The sequence below is a fragment of the Brevibacillus brevis genome, from assembly GCF_031583145.1.
GTDB classification, from domain to species: Bacteria; Bacillota; Bacilli; order Brevibacillales; family Brevibacillaceae; genus Brevibacillus; species Brevibacillus brevis_E.
Genome location: NZ_CP134050.1, coordinates 167,501 through 183,969, shown reverse-complemented (window position 1 = coordinate 183,969; position 16,469 = coordinate 167,501). Strand labels below are relative to the sequence as shown.

General features: G+C 51.7%; 19 protein-coding genes and 1 rRNA gene (1 of these 20 cut by a window edge). All 20 read right to left on the bottom strand.

Features of this window, described 5'->3' with window-relative positions:
• Position 1: 1 nt before the first annotated feature.
• Entirely contained in the window at positions 2–148 is a 147-nt protein-coding gene (locus RGB73_RS01060) for a hypothetical protein (protein WP_310767967.1), read from the bottom strand.
• 16 nt (positions 149–164) lie between these two features.
• Complete coding sequence (locus RGB73_RS01055) at positions 165–1,004, bottom strand: hypothetical protein (RefSeq protein ID WP_310767965.1); 840 nt, start codon at positions 1,002–1,004, stop codon at positions 165–167.
• Positions 1,004–1,903, bottom strand: coding sequence for a type II secretion system F family protein (locus RGB73_RS01050; RefSeq protein ID WP_310767963.1), 900 nt, complete (start codon positions 1,901–1,903; stop codon positions 1,004–1,006). Before RGB73_RS01050 ends, RGB73_RS01055 begins: the two co-directional genes overlap by 1 nt.
• Positions 1,900–3,249, bottom strand: a complete 1,350-nt coding sequence (locus RGB73_RS01045) for an ATPase, T2SS/T4P/T4SS family (RefSeq protein ID WP_310767961.1) — start codon at positions 3,247–3,249, stop codon at positions 1,900–1,902. Before RGB73_RS01045 ends, RGB73_RS01050 begins: the two co-directional genes overlap by 4 nt.
• Positions 3,249–4,367 (bottom strand): hypothetical protein, encoded by a 1,119-nt coding sequence (locus RGB73_RS01040; RefSeq protein ID WP_310767959.1) that lies wholly within the window; start codon positions 4,365–4,367, stop codon positions 3,249–3,251. Before RGB73_RS01040 ends, RGB73_RS01045 begins: the two co-directional genes overlap by 1 nt.
• A complete protein-coding gene (locus tag RGB73_RS01035) occupies positions 4,364–5,152 on the bottom strand; it encodes an SAF domain-containing protein (protein WP_310767956.1) in 789 nt (262 codons plus the stop codon). The genes RGB73_RS01040 and RGB73_RS01035 overlap by 4 nt, the downstream gene beginning before the upstream one ends.
• Entirely contained in the window at positions 5,149–6,030 is an 882-nt protein-coding gene (locus RGB73_RS01030) for a CpaE/TadZ family protein (protein ID WP_310767953.1), read from the bottom strand. The genes RGB73_RS01035 and RGB73_RS01030 overlap by 4 nt, the downstream gene beginning before the upstream one ends.
• Positions 6,031–6,032: 2 nt before the next feature.
• A complete protein-coding gene (locus tag RGB73_RS01025; protein WP_310767950.1) occupies positions 6,033–6,791 on the bottom strand; it encodes a hypothetical protein in 759 nt (252 codons plus the stop codon).
• Between the two features lie 151 nt (positions 6,792–6,942).
• Positions 6,943–7,221, bottom strand: coding sequence for a hypothetical protein (locus RGB73_RS01020; RefSeq protein WP_310767948.1), 279 nt, complete (start codon positions 7,219–7,221; stop codon positions 6,943–6,945).
• Between the two features lie 109 nt (positions 7,222–7,330).
• Positions 7,331–7,948, bottom strand: coding sequence for a DUF4046 domain-containing protein (locus RGB73_RS01015; protein WP_310767945.1), 618 nt, complete (start codon positions 7,946–7,948; stop codon positions 7,331–7,333).
• Positions 7,949–8,045: 97 nt separating this feature from the next.
• Complete coding sequence (locus tag RGB73_RS01010) at positions 8,046–8,498, bottom strand: hypothetical protein (protein WP_310767942.1); 453 nt, start codon at positions 8,496–8,498, stop codon at positions 8,046–8,048.
• 56 nt (positions 8,499–8,554) lie between these two features.
• Complete coding sequence (locus RGB73_RS01005; protein WP_310767939.1) at positions 8,555–8,977, bottom strand: TadE/TadG family type IV pilus assembly protein; 423 nt, start codon at positions 8,975–8,977, stop codon at positions 8,555–8,557.
• On the bottom strand, positions 8,974–9,471 hold the full coding sequence (locus RGB73_RS01000) for an A24 family peptidase (RefSeq protein ID WP_310767936.1): 498 nt from the start codon (positions 9,469–9,471) through the stop codon (positions 8,974–8,976). The genes RGB73_RS01005 and RGB73_RS01000 overlap by 4 nt, the downstream gene beginning before the upstream one ends.
• Positions 9,468–9,644: a pilus assembly protein gene (locus tag RGB73_RS00995; protein ID WP_310767933.1), complete on the bottom strand. Its 177-nt coding sequence runs from the start codon at positions 9,642–9,644 to the stop codon at positions 9,468–9,470. The genes RGB73_RS01000 and RGB73_RS00995 overlap by 4 nt, the downstream gene beginning before the upstream one ends.
• A 71-nt stretch (positions 9,645–9,715) precedes the next feature.
• Positions 9,716–10,630, bottom strand: coding sequence for a type II secretion system F family protein (locus RGB73_RS00990; protein WP_310767930.1), 915 nt, complete (start codon positions 10,628–10,630; stop codon positions 9,716–9,718).
• Positions 10,631–10,634: 4 nt separating this feature from the next.
• Positions 10,635–11,537, bottom strand: coding sequence for a type II secretion system F family protein (locus tag RGB73_RS00985; RefSeq protein ID WP_310767928.1), 903 nt, complete (start codon positions 11,535–11,537; stop codon positions 10,635–10,637).
• 10 nt (positions 11,538–11,547) lie between these two features.
• Positions 11,548–13,038 (bottom strand): TadA family conjugal transfer-associated ATPase, encoded by a 1,491-nt coding sequence (locus tag RGB73_RS00980; RefSeq protein WP_310767924.1) that lies wholly within the window; start codon positions 13,036–13,038, stop codon positions 11,548–11,550.
• A 15-nt stretch (positions 13,039–13,053) separates the two neighbouring features.
• Positions 13,054–14,472, bottom strand: coding sequence for a CpaE/TadZ family protein (locus RGB73_RS00975; protein WP_310767921.1), 1,419 nt, complete (start codon positions 14,470–14,472; stop codon positions 13,054–13,056).
• A complete protein-coding gene (gene cpaB, locus RGB73_RS00970; protein WP_310767918.1) occupies positions 14,469–15,197 on the bottom strand; it encodes a Flp pilus assembly protein CpaB in 729 nt (242 codons plus the stop codon). Before cpaB ends, RGB73_RS00975 begins: the two co-directional genes overlap by 4 nt.
• Positions 15,198–15,358: 161 nt before the next feature.
• A 23S ribosomal RNA gene (locus RGB73_RS00965) occupies positions 15,359–16,469 on the bottom strand; it runs 1,817 nt beyond the window's last position.

The window sequence follows — 16,469 nt, the reverse complement described above, 5'->3', positions numbered from 1 at the left end:
TTCAAGGAATCGCCTGGTCGATCCAGCTGACAGCCCGATCCCGCAGGCCGCCATCCCGGACGACTGAATTGTTGATTTCGGACAGACTGGAAACAATGATGCCGAGGGTAAAAACAATGCACATCATGATGGACAACAGCTTTGTCATAGCTGACCGCTCCTTGTCAGGTCAAATATTTGTCCAGTATCTCGGAAAGCAGCTTGTACCAAGGGAACATGGCTACCAGCAGGCCCATGTAAAAGGCCGGATACACGATGACGCTATACCCGATCCCCAGCGATTTGATGTTCTTGCGGTGACGAAACGTCCGCCGATGGTCCACTGCCCTTTCCATTCGTTGCATGGTCACGCTTAACTGTCCCCCGGTTAGCTTTTCAACCGTTCGCATGCTGGATACCAGGATGACCCCATCATCCACCCCGATCTTTCGCTTGAATTGCTCCAGCGCTTCCTCCGGATCCTTATTCCATTCCGAGAGCGTAGGGACGTACTCCTTCAGCTTTTTGGTCGGCCGAGCCGCTTTTACCATCGCGTTGTAGATCGGCACCTGATTTTCCAACAAGGTCACGTATCGATTGATGAACCGGGCAATGTCCTTGCTCAGCAAATCTTCCCGATGCCCTGCCCACATTTTCAGACCGATGTACGGCAGCATGAAGCTGCCCGCAGAGACGATACACATGGAGAAGACGGGAAAAGATTCAACACGGCTTACCACAGCCCACAGCAAGATCAGAAAACAGACTGTACTGCCGCAAACCAGTTGCAAAAACACCCATTCGGCCTTCCCCCAGCCAAAAGGCTTTCCCGCCCGGTTCAATAGCTGCTCCCATTTCTCGTCTTCATCGGCGTGCAACGCTTGCTCCCACTTTTCCCACCATACTTTTGAAAGAAAAAGCCGGGGTCGCTTCGCGGTGACCAAGTGTTTGCCGATCGCAAAGAATGCGGTGAATACAAAAAGCGAGCCCAATCCGAGATAGGTGTACATGACGAACAGCGACACTAGCGATACCTCCTTCCCCATATGAAGGCAAGCAAGATGGACAACGCCCAAACCGTGACAGCAAGCGCGAGAATCGCCTGTCCATCCGGTGTGTAAAAGTAAAGGCGATACGTATCTTTCAGCAACACCTGGTTGTAAGGGATCAAACAAATGCAGATGGCAATTACGACGAGCAGGCTGATCCAAATCGCATAGATCTCACTGTCCCGCTCTTCCTTCTCGTCTTGTTGGACAAACATCTCATTCGTCAACCGATTGAGAGGGATCTGGATGTCCTCGGTCTCCCCCTCAAGGCCGCTCGCAATATAGGTCGCAAAGTCAAATGCCCACGGATGGTCCAATCTGTGCGCGAATTGCTCGACTGCCATTACCGGATCGCCCCCGTCTGCCAGACTGTTGTTGACCAGAAGCAGTTCGGGCAGCAGCTCCTTTGGGCACTCGTCGATCATTTCCCGAAACGTCAGGATAATGTTTTTGCGGCTGTTGTAATAACGGGCAAACAGCTCCACAAAGCGGCAAAAAGAACTGATTTTTTTGTTGATCCGAACAGTATAACGGGCGTATAGCAACAGCGATGGAAGCAACAGGAACAGCAAGAACATCGAGAGCGACACAATCATATTCCCGATCAAGAGACCGGACACGAAGCCGGCGACAGCCCCAATCAAGGAGATCAGCAAGTGCGCCTCTGGCGTGCCTCCTCCAATCTGGCACCAACGGTCGTAGCCGTTGTAAAGCTTCCTGCGGGTAGCATGCTGTAAAAACTTTTCCCGCCACACTTCAACCGTGCGTGGAAAAAACACTTTCGGGGCGGACCATCCCTTGTACAAGTACTGACCAAGAAACAAGAATCCACTGAAAATACATAGACACATGGGGACGACCAGCATGTATTTCATAGCTGCCTGCCTATATCCGTCAAACGCAATTCTTTTAACACGTCCATATCCGCCTTTCCTACATAACACATGTACTCAATCAAATCCGGAGCAATCTGCTTGCCAGTCCATTCGTATACGCCTGTTTGCCTGTGTCGGTAAACGAGCGGGATCGAATCCACCCTGCCGAAGGTCTCGTTCCATTCCGTCACGTGAATCGCGTCGATAAAGCGATGCCCATCGTTGCGATACGTCAGGGAATTGACGAAATTGACTGCCCTGCTGATTCTCTCCTGGGTCAGTTCAATACTGCGCCCTCCGTACTGATACACAAGGTCGGTCAAATCTTGCAGCGCCTTGTGCGGAAAGCGTTCGTGCATGGCTCCAATCGTCGCGTCGGTCCCTCTGATGCCCGCGTTGATGAAATGATAGGCCTCTATCGGCTCCCGGATTTCTCCAATCAAAATGGTGTTGGCTGTGGAACGGTACATGTCTTTGAAGCAGTGGGCGAGTTCAATCCCAATTTCCTCTACGTTTTGCAGTTCGATTACTTCGCCGCTCCAAACATCTCCGAACCGCATCTCGTGCTCGCTCTCAAATATGGTCACGTATTCCGTCCTCGGGTCCTTCAGTTTGAGCATGCACAGCATCAACGTCGTCTTCCCTGCCGCCATCGGACCGATCACCAGCACGTTTCCCCGTCCGTATACTTGCTGCTCCATCAGCCATTGCACCTTTTCATCAAAGGTAGGCTGCGGTTGGGTACGCAGGCTGTCCAGTGAAAAGGCAGGGGTCGTAAACCTCCTGACCAGAATCGTGGGTACCCGAGAATACGGGAATGTGAACATGGTCAACCGCGCTTTGATCGAATCGAGGTATCCGCTCAAACGAGGCTTTTTCTCGTTGAAGGAAAGCCCTGCGGCATTTGTCAGCTTTTGCTGGAGGTTTTCTACTTCCCGCCATGTCGGTGTGTACTCGAGAGATTTTTTCACGCCATGTTCGATGTAGGCTACCTTTCTGTTGGCGGAAATTCGCACTTCCTCCACCCAAGGAGACAAGTGAAGCACGGCATCGAGGATTCCCCATCCGTAAGTAGCAAATACAAGCCCTTCGTACCCATTGACTTGGGGCAAAATTTGTTCGGTAACCGGTCGCTTGAGAACTTCCTCAAAGTAATGCTGCAGGCGCAAAATAATATGATTATGGCTATCTCGATCGCCTTGCTCAGCGGAAGACAATATCTTCTGCATCTCCAGCTTCTCTTCTTTGGTGTTGCCAAAATGGTTGAGATAATCCCGTGCAGCCTGCTTCAGGCTTTCCACCCCATACAAAGCCGATTGCGTCCACGATCGTTTCAATGTATCCATCAGACCGGCACCGCGCTTTTCACCGTATATTCAGACTCTGCCAGATGCTTGAGACTTGTTACGTAAAGCTTGGGCGGAAAAAATTCCTCCACCAGCACGCTGTTGCTTAACTGAGCCTGCATGAGTCGTCCCTCGGAAATGCGAGGAACGATGCCGTACAAGGACATGCCTTCGCCGATTCGGAACGGTTGTCCCTTGTCCATGTGACTGAGGAGGACCTCGCACGAAACTCCTCTGTCTTTCCAGGCCCGAATCCACTCCCTCGCATTCTCGACACTAAACGGATCCGCCCGCACAAACAAAAGATTGCGATCAGCCACGTCCAGCAAGCGCTGCATGGCCTCTGTCTCCGGGAAGCAGTACCCCCAGTCTATGTACACATAGTCAAACTGCTCTCGAAACGAAGAAATCAGATTGGTGAGCTCCGAGCTCTTCCATTTGTTTGCCGCATGGGCGTAATACAAGTTGGGCATGTGGGTACTCTGTTTGCATACGTCCAGCCAATTGCGTTTTCGCGCTTTTTCCTTGTCCCAAAAATCTGGGCGGAAAAGTGCGAGCTGGTGCTTATGCAATTTGAAAAAACGCGATAAATCGGGTTTGGCCTCGTTCATGTCGAGGACTGCAATTCTCTTTTCCGGATACCGCCTCGCAAGCACAATCGGGTAATTGATGCAAAACGTAGTGATCCCTGAAGATCCGTAGCTCATCAAAGCATAGACGGTCCCGTTGGTATTTGTCTCCTGCCTCACCTGCGTTCCATCCACCATATCCAGCACAAGGCTGATCTGATCCCGAATTTCTTCCTGTGAGAGCTGGGCGGACAGGACATATACCTCTTGAAGATGCATCTCCTCTGTTACTTTGGCGATCAAAGCCTCATCCCGGTATAAAGGAATGACAAGGAGAGAGGCTTTTTCCGGGAGCGAATCTTTTACAGCTGGGAGCCACTCCCAGGCCGGCGCGGAGAACATTTCGGAAAAAACGACAGCGGCATCAGGCTGATACAGTTTGACGTAGCGAAAAAACTCTTCCTCCGATTCCGCTACTAAAGCCTCGGCAGCGTGTGGCATATATGTTCTTGCCAACGACTTCATGGGGTAACACACGATAATTTTCATGAAGCAACCTCCTTCGCATCCAGGATATGCCCGATCTGAAGCATGCCATAGGACATCGCTTCCGATAGAATGACATACTGCCGATCGGTCAGATTGAATCCGACAAAGGCGGGCATGGCTGTGGGCTGAACCCGATAATCGCGATAGCGTTTCTCACTGTTCAAGATGGGCTTTTCCTTCGAACCGTTAAACACGGCATCCATATGGTCGGGTGAAGGCAGCATGCTCGGTTTCAAGGTGTAAATTTCAATCCCGTTGCTGTCTCGCACGCTCACCAACTGGCTTTCGAAAAGCAGTTCCGCTGTATCATTTGTTTTCGTGAACTGGGCTGGATCCGGCAAGCCCTGCAATTCTGTCAGGGGTTTGTACTTCACCCATATCTTTACGTGATCCCCCTTGCGGAGCTCCGTCAGAGGCTGAATGTACGTCAATGGAAACTCGTATCGGGCTTGTCCCTTCTCAGGGAGAAGCTGCGTATCCGTCAGCTTGTTTAAAAGTAATTGCTCCCCTTCGTACATGCTCTGCACGCTTCGTTTTCCGATGACACTCTCCAGGTCACGCGCCGAATTGGGCAGGATTTCGTCTGTTTCTTCCGAGACAAGGACGACATCTTCCCGCGTAATCGGTTCAAACGGCGATATTTCTTTGCCTTGAGCCACTTTAACGACAGGGGCAAAAAGCTCTTCTGCTGCCAGTGCATCGATGTACCTGGTCGCTGCGTAGAAAGAAGAGCCTGCCAGTAAAAAGGAGATCAGGCAGATCAAAAACAAGGTTTGCTTTTTCATAACAACCTTCCTTTATACGTGTGGATCAGCGACTGAAATTCATGCTCTTCTTCCGGAAATTGTTCCAATAGAAGGTTTGCTTTAGCTTGCGCCTCCCCCGCCTTTTCACTGTCGATCAGGGATAGAGTATGCTCCACCTTGACGGGGCCGGATTCCGGACCCCACAGGGAAAAGGTCCCCTCAATTTTTTTCATAACACGGGAACGGGACAGTCCGTCATTCCATTTGTTTGCGATCAATTTGATTTTTTTCCGTTCCGTGAACCACCACGAGGGGGGAGGCTCCACTAACAGCAGGCGGGTAAGCCGAGCTAGGTCAGCATCAAATACAATCCAGATTTCGTCAGCCAATTCGAACAGTTGCGCTGTTCCTTCCTCTCTCCAGCGGGAAGAAACATCAATGACGACGAATGGAGTGGCTTTACATGTTCGTAGTAACCAATGAGCTTGATCGATGTGGGAAGATTCGTTTTGCAGCAACGGGGGGTCGATCTGGATGCGTAGATGGTTGTTCTGCATGAGGAGCAACGGTGCGGGTGTAGATGGATTCGCTAATCGGTGAACCCTGCGTTCGTAGTCTAGTGCAAAATAATAGTAGGAAATGGCGTTGGGCATCTCGCTTAGGGTGACAGGAATCCCTTTTCCGGCCCATGCGTAAGCGACGTTGGCAGCAATAAAACTGGCTCCGGCCTGCGGATACAGGCTGGCGACCGCAACGCAGCTGCGACCGAACGAGTATGGTTGCTCTTCTATCGAATGGGGAGCTATCAGCTTGTCTTTCAGGGCTCTCCATTGCCGCTCTTCCTCCGGGGTGTGGAGAAATTCTTGCTGTTCCAGGTCCCGAAACCGGGATACGAAACGGCTTACTTGGTGAAACATGTCTATCCTACCTGGGAATCGTCTGTTTTTGTTTTACTGCTTATATAGTTTTTAAACTTCTCTACCATTTCCTTTATGGTGAGAGACTTGCGGTGATAATAGTAAATTTTCCGCAATCGCTCGCGCTCCTGTGAGGTCATTTCCGGCTTGAACTTGTACGCCAGATCGACGAGCACGGCCAGCTCTACATTGTTTGGTCTCCCTCGTCTGGGAGGATTGGCGAATAACTGCTGTTGCTTTTTATCAAAGGCATTCGGATATTCGACAAGCCACATATCCACCAAGGTCTCAATGTCATCGTGGGAACGAATGCCCAGCTTCATCAGGTATTTAAAGTATGTCGGTGTGGAAGAGTCGCGGTGAATGCCGCTTTGCCATCGAGCGATGAACCCGCCCGGAACCGTCAGCATCTTTGTCACATCACGAATCAATGCGCTCCGATTTTGGGACTGATACTGAACAACAGCATCCTTTACAAGGGTAAACAGAATGTCATGGTAGTTCGCTTCTTTGGCTGTACTGCCGTACTGAATGACGTACCATTCCTCTACGGCCTTGTCAAAATCTTTCCGGCAGTTCGTTAATTGCAGCTGATCGAGATGCTCGTAAAACGTCTCCAGATCATGCTTTTTTAGAAACTCATCCTGATAGTTTCCAAAAACGAAGATGATGAAAGATTCCTTCAATTCTTCCAGTGATACCAGACTGTTTGTCTCCTCGTAGCAGCGGTTGACCAATTCGATTGCGCTCTTTGCCAACACGACAAAATACCCCCAAATTTTTACATTTTTATGTTTTAATAGACATTTTGCTACATCTTTCGTCACTCGTCAAATCTTTTTTGGAAGGGTTCAACCCGGCTTTTTTGGAGGAATCGCCTCGCACGCAACCGTGCAAGGCGACGCTGGGAGCTTACTCTGCCATGAGATACAGCTCTTCTCCCGTAGCGAGCAGAAGGGCGATCCTTCCCCCGCGCTCCATGACGGTCGGAGCATCCTCCATCACGATAAAGCCGTCATTGAGTATGACTCTCCTTCCAAACCGATGTACGGTTTCGATCTGGAAGGCTTCCCTCGGCAATCTTTCCAACGAAAGATGTCTGCCGGGCTTGTGCTTCTGATAGCGTACTTTTCGCCCCAGAAGCTGCTCCACTGTAACAGAGCTGTGCTGGTGAGCCTCTACTGTTGCCATTCGCAACGCCTCCTTCTCTCACCTGTAGAGTACGGCCGTTTCATGTGCTTATAAGCCAATGAAACTACTATTACCGTAAAAAAAGACAGCAGGCTCACGCAAATATTTTTTATACGTCTTCCCACAAAGCAGGGGCGCTCAGGTGCGGGTACATTTCTGTCACCATGTCAAACGGCGAGAAATACAGCGTATCCACGAGAATCTTCAACTTGTACTTTTTTAGTAGACTGTACGCCCTTTCCGTTTTGCTGAATATTCTGGGAAGATCGCTTATGTCAGGCAGCTTCATCAATTGGCTGCACATGTAATCCACACAAATTTTTGCGCGTTCCTCTCCTTTTATGCTTTGAAAATACAGGGGAGGGAAATGGCGGCGTATGCCCGACAACACCTCCTGATAGACCCAAAGCACCCTTTCTTGTTCGGATCTGCGAGGAAGATACGGATAGGCGAATTCCACCATGTAGTAGACATCGTCCGGCTTGGCTTCGATCGGAGGCTCGATGTATTCACGAACCAGATGCAGCTTCAGCTCTTTCACATCCCGAATGCTCAGCTCTCGACGCGCTTGTTCGGGAGTCCACCTTTTTACATTCTCAATCGCATATCGAAGAACCAATTGGATTTTTTGCTTTCGGTATTGCGCATCTTCAAATTCATACGGGGAAAAACGCTTTTGTTCTCCGCTCAGTATGCGCTTGTACCGATCCACTATTTTTGAAGGCATTGTTCCCTCACTCCTATCCCCACCTTTGGAATATACTTCTAAATTACCACGGTGGTTTAGGACAAAAATAACAGCATATTCCAATTGATCCGGGCCATTAGTCGTACACTCCTGACTGGGAAACACGCTCCATTCTGATGTCAACATCGTCCCATAGGTAGGGCACGTTGCTATCCACCCCGATCCGCACATGATAAATGCCTTGTCTGTACAAATACGGCTGCTCACCCTTTTGATGAGTGATGCGGGCCCTGTCAAAGCCTTTCTCCAAAGACGATCGGTTGTTGCCCCATAAAATTTCCGCTTCTTCCCTGGCTCCGCGAATGATTTCGGCCTCGGATCCAATCGCTTCGCCAGTCGTGGCAAACAGCCGTGTCCGCCTCTCGCCCTCTGTGTCGACGTACTCCCATTTGCCTGCGGCACGGGCCCCTTTCGAGATGAGATCAGCGGTATGCTGTACCTTCATCTTCAAGTAATCTGCCTGCTCCTGAAACAGCAGCAAGGAGACAAGACTTCCCAAGCAAAAAAGGAAGAAGATCATGGTCAGCATGACAGCTCCCTTCTCATCCGCCAGCTTTGACCTGTGAGTGGGGGAACAGCGATTCATCATTTATCCTCCGCATTTTCAATCATCATGTAGTAGCTCTCTGTCAGTTTTACCTTCTCCCCTGTCGCCAGCAAGTAAAAGCTCATAGAGGCTTCAGCCACAATGTGATTGCCCTTTCTCCAGCCTCCGCCTTTCAAGTGCAGACGAACCTCTTGATCAGCAATTCCCAAGCCCTCTCTTAGCTCTGCTTCTCCTCGCTCCCTGGCATGATACGAAGCGAGTCCGAAATTGGGCTGAACGGCGGCGATCCGCCCAGCCTCGTAAGCAGCCGCCAGTGTCTTTTGCTTGTTGTACAGAATGCTGAATTGGTCAAAGGAGAACAAAAACAGTATCCAAACTAGCGGGAATACCAAGATAAACTCAAGGGTCTGGCTCCCTCGTTCGGAAGCAAGTACCATGCGAACGATCGGATAGCGCTTCATCCAAGGAGCACTTCCCACACCCGAAGCTGCTGGACGAAAAATGCCCCCAGTAGAAAAACCGCATACGGAAATACAAAAGCGGCTTGTCCGCTGCCAGGAAACCACAATTGCCGATGCGCCCTCCATCCGATCGCTACTTTCCTCAGGTTGGCCCATAGACGCTTCCAGGTACGGGGGAGCAAAGCCGCCGCAAGCAAGCAGAGCAAGACAGAATGCCAGAACAGGGAGTACACGTCGTCCCAACTGCTCCATGCGCCAAACGCCATCAACAGCTTCTGATCCCCCATCCCCATCCCTTTGCAAGCGACAGGCAGAAGGGTCAATAGGAATGCCCCAGCGACTCCCTCGATGGCAGTCCATGGCGTTCCTGCTTGCCATTGATGGCACAGCCCGGTAATCATTACTGGGAAGGTCAAAGCATTGGGGATCTTGCGGAGATGCCAATCAAAGCAAGCGGCAACCGTCAACAGCCCATACAGGACAATGTCCGTCATTTGCTGATTTTTTCCTGGAGTTCTTTCAACTTGGCGTCTTCCGCTTCTCCCAGGGAGGCGAGCGTCGGAATGATCAAGATAAGAATCACCGCTACGATAATCACCATCTCGACAATCGTGACGCCATCCTCCTCGCTCCAAAACCGTCTTGCATAATCGGTGACGAAGGACATTGGTACTCACTCCTTTTTTCATGGGATTCTACTTACACTCTGTCAAAAGACAGAAGCCCATGCAAAACTATTTACAATCGATCGCCAATCCCGATCAGTGCCGGCCCCATGACCAAAAACAACAGCGGAACGCCCATGAGAATGATCACAAACGGAAGCAGCCTGATATTCAACCGGTTCATTCGTGCAGCGGCTTCATCCTCCAGCTGCCTCATTTGCTCTTCGACCTGCACGGCCAACATGCCGGATATGCTGACCCCTTTGCTGATGGCTTCATTCATCTCCAAAGCGATGGTAGACAGCGCGTCTACCTCCCATCGAAACGCCAGCTCTTCCATGGCCTTTCTCCAATTGCCCAGGCGCTTTGCCTCCACTTCCAATCTCGCCAGCTCGTGGCCAAGCTTCGCGTCGAATCGCCGCGCCGTCTCTTTTACCGCCGTTTGAACTGGCATCCCCGCCTCCACCAAAGCCTGAACAATACTGAAGAAAACAGGAACCTGCTCCCGGATCTCCGCTTTGACCCGCTTATCCGCCCAATCAAGAAGCCTGGTCGGCAGCAGATACAGAATCAGGGCAATGGCCAGCGGAAAACCGTTTGCCAATCGAAGCGATTGTCCCCCGTACAAGCTGGTCATGAGGTACAACAGGGCAGATGCGACAAACACCATGCAGATAGCCCGAACAATCACCAGTTCAGGCAAGCTTACACGATAGCCAAGCCGCTTAAGCGTCTCTTCCGTCTTTTTCCGGTCAATTCCCATCCATTCGCACCATTTCCCCAAGAGAGCATCGTGCTTTTCCAAGATCTGGACCACTGTCCATCTGGTTTGCTTTTGCCGCTGAAAAAAGGCATCGTTCAATTGCAGTTGCTGCTCTCGGTCAATCCTGCCGAAAAGAGAAAAGATCATTCCGCCCTCCCGGCTCAGGCACGAAGGCAAACCGTATAAGAACAAGGAGAAACCAATCAACGCACATACCATTGACATGTTTCTAGCCTCCTCTGTGAACTCTTTTTTGAGCTACATGGCGAATAGCCTCTCCCCCGAGCAAAATACATGCCAAAGACGCCAGAATCATGAGCCGTCCTCCCAGCGTAGCAGTCAAGGAATCAAAGTGATGCGGGTTGTTCATATACAATGCAGTTACGAATACGAACGGCATGACACTGAGTACGTTCACCTGGGCGACAATTTGGGCCATGGCGGCCTTTTGCCTGCGCAGGGACTGTTTGCGCCGCAAGATGGCGGTGGCAGCCAAATCCAGCGTTTTTGCCATATCGCCCCCCATCTCCCGCTGAATGTGGACAATCGTTGCCATGTACTTCACGTCTGCCGATCCTGTCCTTTCATAGAACGAACCCATGACACGTTCAAAAGGGATTTGAGCGCGCAATAGCTCGACGATTCGCCGGTACTCTTCCGTTACGAGCGGATCCAAGAAAGGACTGGCGGCTACGTGCTCAAACGCCTGCAGGTAGGAAGGCGAGGTGCGCAAAGAACTGGCCATCAGCCGAATGGCCTTGACGTTTCCGTTCTCAAATTGCTCCTTGCGTCTTGCCCCCAAGATGGCCACGAGCCGCTCCGTAAAAAGAACACCCGCAAACAGAGCGGGAGTAGCCAGCCACCACGACTGCAAAATTTGTATGCTGATACCGAACGAAACCAGACCGAAAAGAAAGGAGGAAGTGACATAACGATTGACTCCCCAGTCTGAACGGGATTGAATCAGTCTGTCCTCGAGCCTGTTCCAGATCGTTTTTCTGTCGCGCTGCAGTTGGCCGACGATAGCGTGCTTCCCAGCCTGTGTACGGGATCTAAACCAGTTTGGGGGAGCCAGCAGCAGGAAAAGACCTATCCCGATTCCAACCGCAAGAGGTATGCTCAAATCTCCCATGCTACTCCCCCTATCGCAAAATCGGGTCTGTAAAAAAGACCCGGTCCAATTCTTCCCGAGGCAACCCTTTTTCCACCCAGCGCTTGATCAATCTCTCGGGTCGATACCCAGTCCATCTGAACTGACCGGTCACTTTTCCATCCCGGACGCCTGTTGGTTCATACACGTATATGTCCTGCAAATAAACCCGGTCAGGCACCACTTGCTTCACGTTGCATGCTCGTTTGATCCATTCCTCGTGAGACTGTCCTGTACCGACCACCTCCGTAATCGCCACGACTTTCCGGCTCCCGTCCTCCTCAAAACGCTTGACCTGAACGATCAGATCGAGGGCGGAGCCAATCATCAGGTTGCGTTCTTCCGTGCTGTACACTTCATCGGCTTTTCCGAACAGGATCGGAAGCGTCGAGTCGACCAAAGCGCGTGGGGAATTGGCGTGAGCGGTACTCCAGCTTCCGGGATGATCCGTGTTCATGGCCCACAGCATATCCACGATTTCGCCCCCTCGCGTCTCCCCGACCATGATGACGTCCGGACGCTTGCGCAAGGATAACCGCACGCAATCTTTGATGGAAAATCCGCCTTTCCCTTCGTAATTCGGCGGCTTCGCCAAGAAACGGCGCACATACGGATGCTGCAGCTTCATTTCCAGCACGTCTTCGATCGTAATAATGCTTAGAGAAGCGGGAACATATTGAGAAATAAGATTGAGCATGTGTGTTTTCCCCGACCCCGTTCCGCCGCTCACGATTCCCGAGGCACGGGACAACCCTACAGCCCGTTTTAAAAACAGGAGCATCGGCTCGCAAATGGATCCGTACCGCAAATAATCGGCTTCACTGAGCAGGTCGCGGTGTTTTCGGATCGTGAGCATATGTCCGTCTGGAGAAATCGACCGGTGTGTGGCCGCAACGCGTGAACCGTCTGGCAGCTGGGTGTGCAATTCTGCCTTTGTTTCGTTAAACTCTCGTCCCATGGTTGCCGCGATCTGCTCCACCAGCCGCAGCATCTCTTCTTCCTCCCTGAAAACGGGGAAATCAGGGATTTCCAAACGGCCCGTGCTCTTTCTTTCTACGACCAGATAGTTGTACCGATGAAACATGATTTCCGTAATATCGGGATCCTCCAGCAACTGGTCGAGTGGGCCCCAGCCGATCAGCGAATGCAGCAATCGTTTTGCTTCGGTATCCATGTGAACGGTAGACAGCGGTGTCTGGGATTCCATCAGCATCTTGATGTCTGCCGTCAATTCCGCCAAAAAGGGCGGAGACTGTTTCTCGTCCCATAGACGTTTACCGTATTTCTCTACAATTTGCGTGCGAATGGAAGTCTCGGCTTCAGAGGAAATTCGGCTTTCGCCGGATGGGTGCGAAGCCGTGGCCTGCATTCTTTCATTCAAAGTCTGTGGAGACCGGGTCGTCTCTTTGCCTACTGTACGCAAATCCTGCGGTAGGCTGCGCCCCTGATTTTGGATGCCCAGCAAATGTTTCTTGTCGAACATATCAGCCTCTCCTCCTTAGCCCCATAGCCAACGAAACAGCGATGGCCGTTCCTTCGTTTTCGGCCGGACAGCAGGTTCCGCTTTTCCCGGCTCGATGGGAAGCAGCGCTTTGCCCAACGTTTCAATCGCATCCTTGGCGGCAGCTCGTCCCGGCTGAAGCATGACGGGGTTACCGCTGTTGATCGACTTTTTTACTTCTGCATCGTCTGGTATGGAGAAAATCCTCTTGCTGGGATGCAGTTGAAAATACGCCCGAATCTCTTCAAGCGTAAACATTTCTTTACGCTGCAGGCGGTTCATGCAGACCTGAATCCGTTCTTCCGGATATTCGGCCTCCCGTAGCAATTTCAAGAGCCTCTGGATGTTTTCAATGGAGTCTACAACCGGATTTCCTACCATGACCACTTGCTCGGCAAAAAACAGCGCCTGAATTGTTGCGTCGGTCGTATCGGGAGCAGTGTCGATGAGAATGACGTCATAGTAGCTCTGTTTTAGCGTCTCGAGGATGAGATAGAGGTGATAATCCTTGATTTCAAAGCTGTGCCGAATGTCACGCGGGGAGGTAAGCACATCAAGACCCGTTTCATCGTGTCGTACCATGTATTTGGAAATGTCGTGTGAAGTCAACGGCATGACAGCCGCAAGCTCTTGCCATTCATCGTTCCGCATCGTCTGCGGATCCCTTCCTTGACGCTGTGCCATGGCTTGGAGCTGGTCGTCCATATCCTGCACCCATGTATAGATATTCGGGGTTCGGGGGAGATTCAGGGTAGTTGCGAACGTGCCGAGATCCAGATTAAAATCTACGGCTAGCACTCGAAGCGGGCGACCCTCTTTTTTCTGCATGGAAAAGAAAATGGCGAGCTCCCGGGACAGAAATGTTTTTCCTACTCCTCCCTTGGGCCCGTATACGGTAATCAGCCGTTTGGACGGCAGCCCTGCAGTGACAGGACGGGCAGGATAGAACTGCGTCTCTGCAATCGTATGCTGTAGCTGCTGTGGAACGACCTCAGATTGCATGGGAGACTTATGAAACTCTCCGTATTGCGGACCTCTGTTAATTCCCGATTCTGATACGGCTGATGGCATCATCGCCAAGGCCTCTATTTGGCTTGGCTGAACCGGTTTGGTCACTACCCAGATCCCAAGATTGCGGAAAAAGGGCTCCCACATGAGCTCTTGCGGTACACATGCGGCAATGAAGGACAAATGGGGAAACGCCAGTCGAAACTGCTGGCAGAGCACCCCTCGCTCCGTCTCCGCAAGGCCCCCTAAAAGTACCATAGCCGGTTTGCATGCCTGCAGCATTTTCCAAGCTTCTTCTACGCTAGCCGCATGTCCGCAGACTTCCAGCCATTGGCTGCTGGACAGTTGCTGCCGCAAAAGATGTGCGGCGTCCATATCTTCGTCTACTATGAGCAGACTTTTTTTCACTCTTGCTCCTCCTCCCGAATCCCCCAGCGTTTTTTCGTCTTCATGAGTTCTGCTGCGAATGTTGAATCCCCTATGCCCGGCTTTTGTTCATCCATTGCTGTTGCACGTCCTAATCGGATTTTGCCGTAATGGAGTGCGTGTGTTAGGAGTACGGCTTCGTTTTTCGTAAGGGAGAGGGTCACCGCCATCAATTTGGGCAGTTCCCCTTCCATCTCGCGCTGAACGCCAATGATTGGCATGTTTTGAAGGAGCAGCCCGGAATGAGCTCCCGCATCATCTTCAAATGAGGCATACACATGAACTCGCTCTCCCGTCGACAAATGGGGGGATACACCTGCCACATTGTCGACGGGAATGCTCATCCCGGTCATGGATGGAGACAGCTCGGGCCTGCCCTGTTCCTGGCCGGATCGCTCCAAGTCACTCTCCAGAAGCGGACGTCCGCCTTTTACTTGACGAGCGAACGGTCTGCCTAGCAGTTCAGGGGCTTCTTTCCACAACACCAAGCCAGGTATGGGGACCTCTGACCTCTGAAAGGGGCTGCCTGTATTTACAATCAATGGCTCCATATCTTGTGCTTCCAGCAGCTGACCGCTTTCCTTGTCGACTCCCAGCCGCAATTGTACATACGTAACGGTGTGTGGCTTTACCATCAGATAAGTTCCCATTCCTATACACGACGCCAGAAGCAGTAAGGCCAACAGCCGCAGTGGATGTACAGACATGATCCTCTCCCTCCTTTCCTACACGCTAGGGCTAGCTTAAACGGACCATCAGGGACAAAAAAAGAAAACAAAAAAACCGTGCAGTCATTTCTGCACGGTTCTTCTTTTTCCTATAGACGTTCGCACCTTCAAAACTGGATCTGCATGATTGCCAAGATTGTGTGGATAAGCCCTCGACCGATTAGTATTCGTCAGCTCCACGCGTTGCCGCGCTTCCACACCGAACCTATCAACCTCATCGTCTATGAGGGGTCTTACCAGCTTAACGCTGTGGGAAGTCTCATCTTGGAGGGGGCTTCACGCTTAGATGCTTTCAGCGCTTATCCCGTCCGCACATAGCTACCCAGCTGTGCCACTGGCGTGACAACTGGTGCACCAGCGGTGCGTCCATCCCGGTCCTCTCGTACTAAGGACAGCTCTCCTCAAACTTCCTGCGCCCGCGACAGATAGGGACCGAACTGTCTCACGACGTTCTGAACCCAGCTCGCGTACCGCTTTAATGGGCGAACAGCCCAACCCTTGGGACCTACTTCAGCCCCAGGATGCGATGAGCCGACATCGAGGTGCCAAACCTCCCCGTCGATGTGGACTCTTGGGGGAGATAAGCCTGTTATCCCCAGGGTAGCTTTTATCCGTTGAGCGATGGCCCTTCCATGCGGAACCACCGGATCACTAAGCCCGACTTTCGTCCCTGCTCGACTTGTAGGTCTCGCAGTCAAGCTCCCTTCTGCCTTTACACTCTACGAATGATTTCCGACCATTCTGAGGGAACCTTTGGGCGCCTCCGTTACCTTTTGGGAGGCGACCGCCCCAGTCAAACTGCCCACCTGGCATGGTCCTCTCGCCCGATGAGGGCGACGAGTTAGAAACTCCGTACATCAAGGGTGGTATCCCACCGACAGCTCCACAGAGGCTGGCGCCCCTGCTTCTCAGCTTCCCACCTATCCTGTACATGATGCACAAAGTTCCAATACCAGGCTACAGTAAAGCTCCATGGGGTCTTTCCGTCTTGTCGCGGGTAACCTGCATCTTCACAGGTATTATGATTTCACCGGGTCTCTTGCCGAGACAGCGCCCAAGTCGTTACGCCTTTCGTGCGGGTCGGAACTTACCCGACAAGGAATTTCGCTACCTTAGGACCGTTATAGTTACGGCCGCCGTTTACTGGGGCTTCGGTTCAAAGCTTCGCTTGCGCTAACTCATCCCCTTAACCTTCCAGCACCGGGCAGGCGTCAGCCCCTATACTTCGCCTTGCGGCTTCGCAGAGACCTG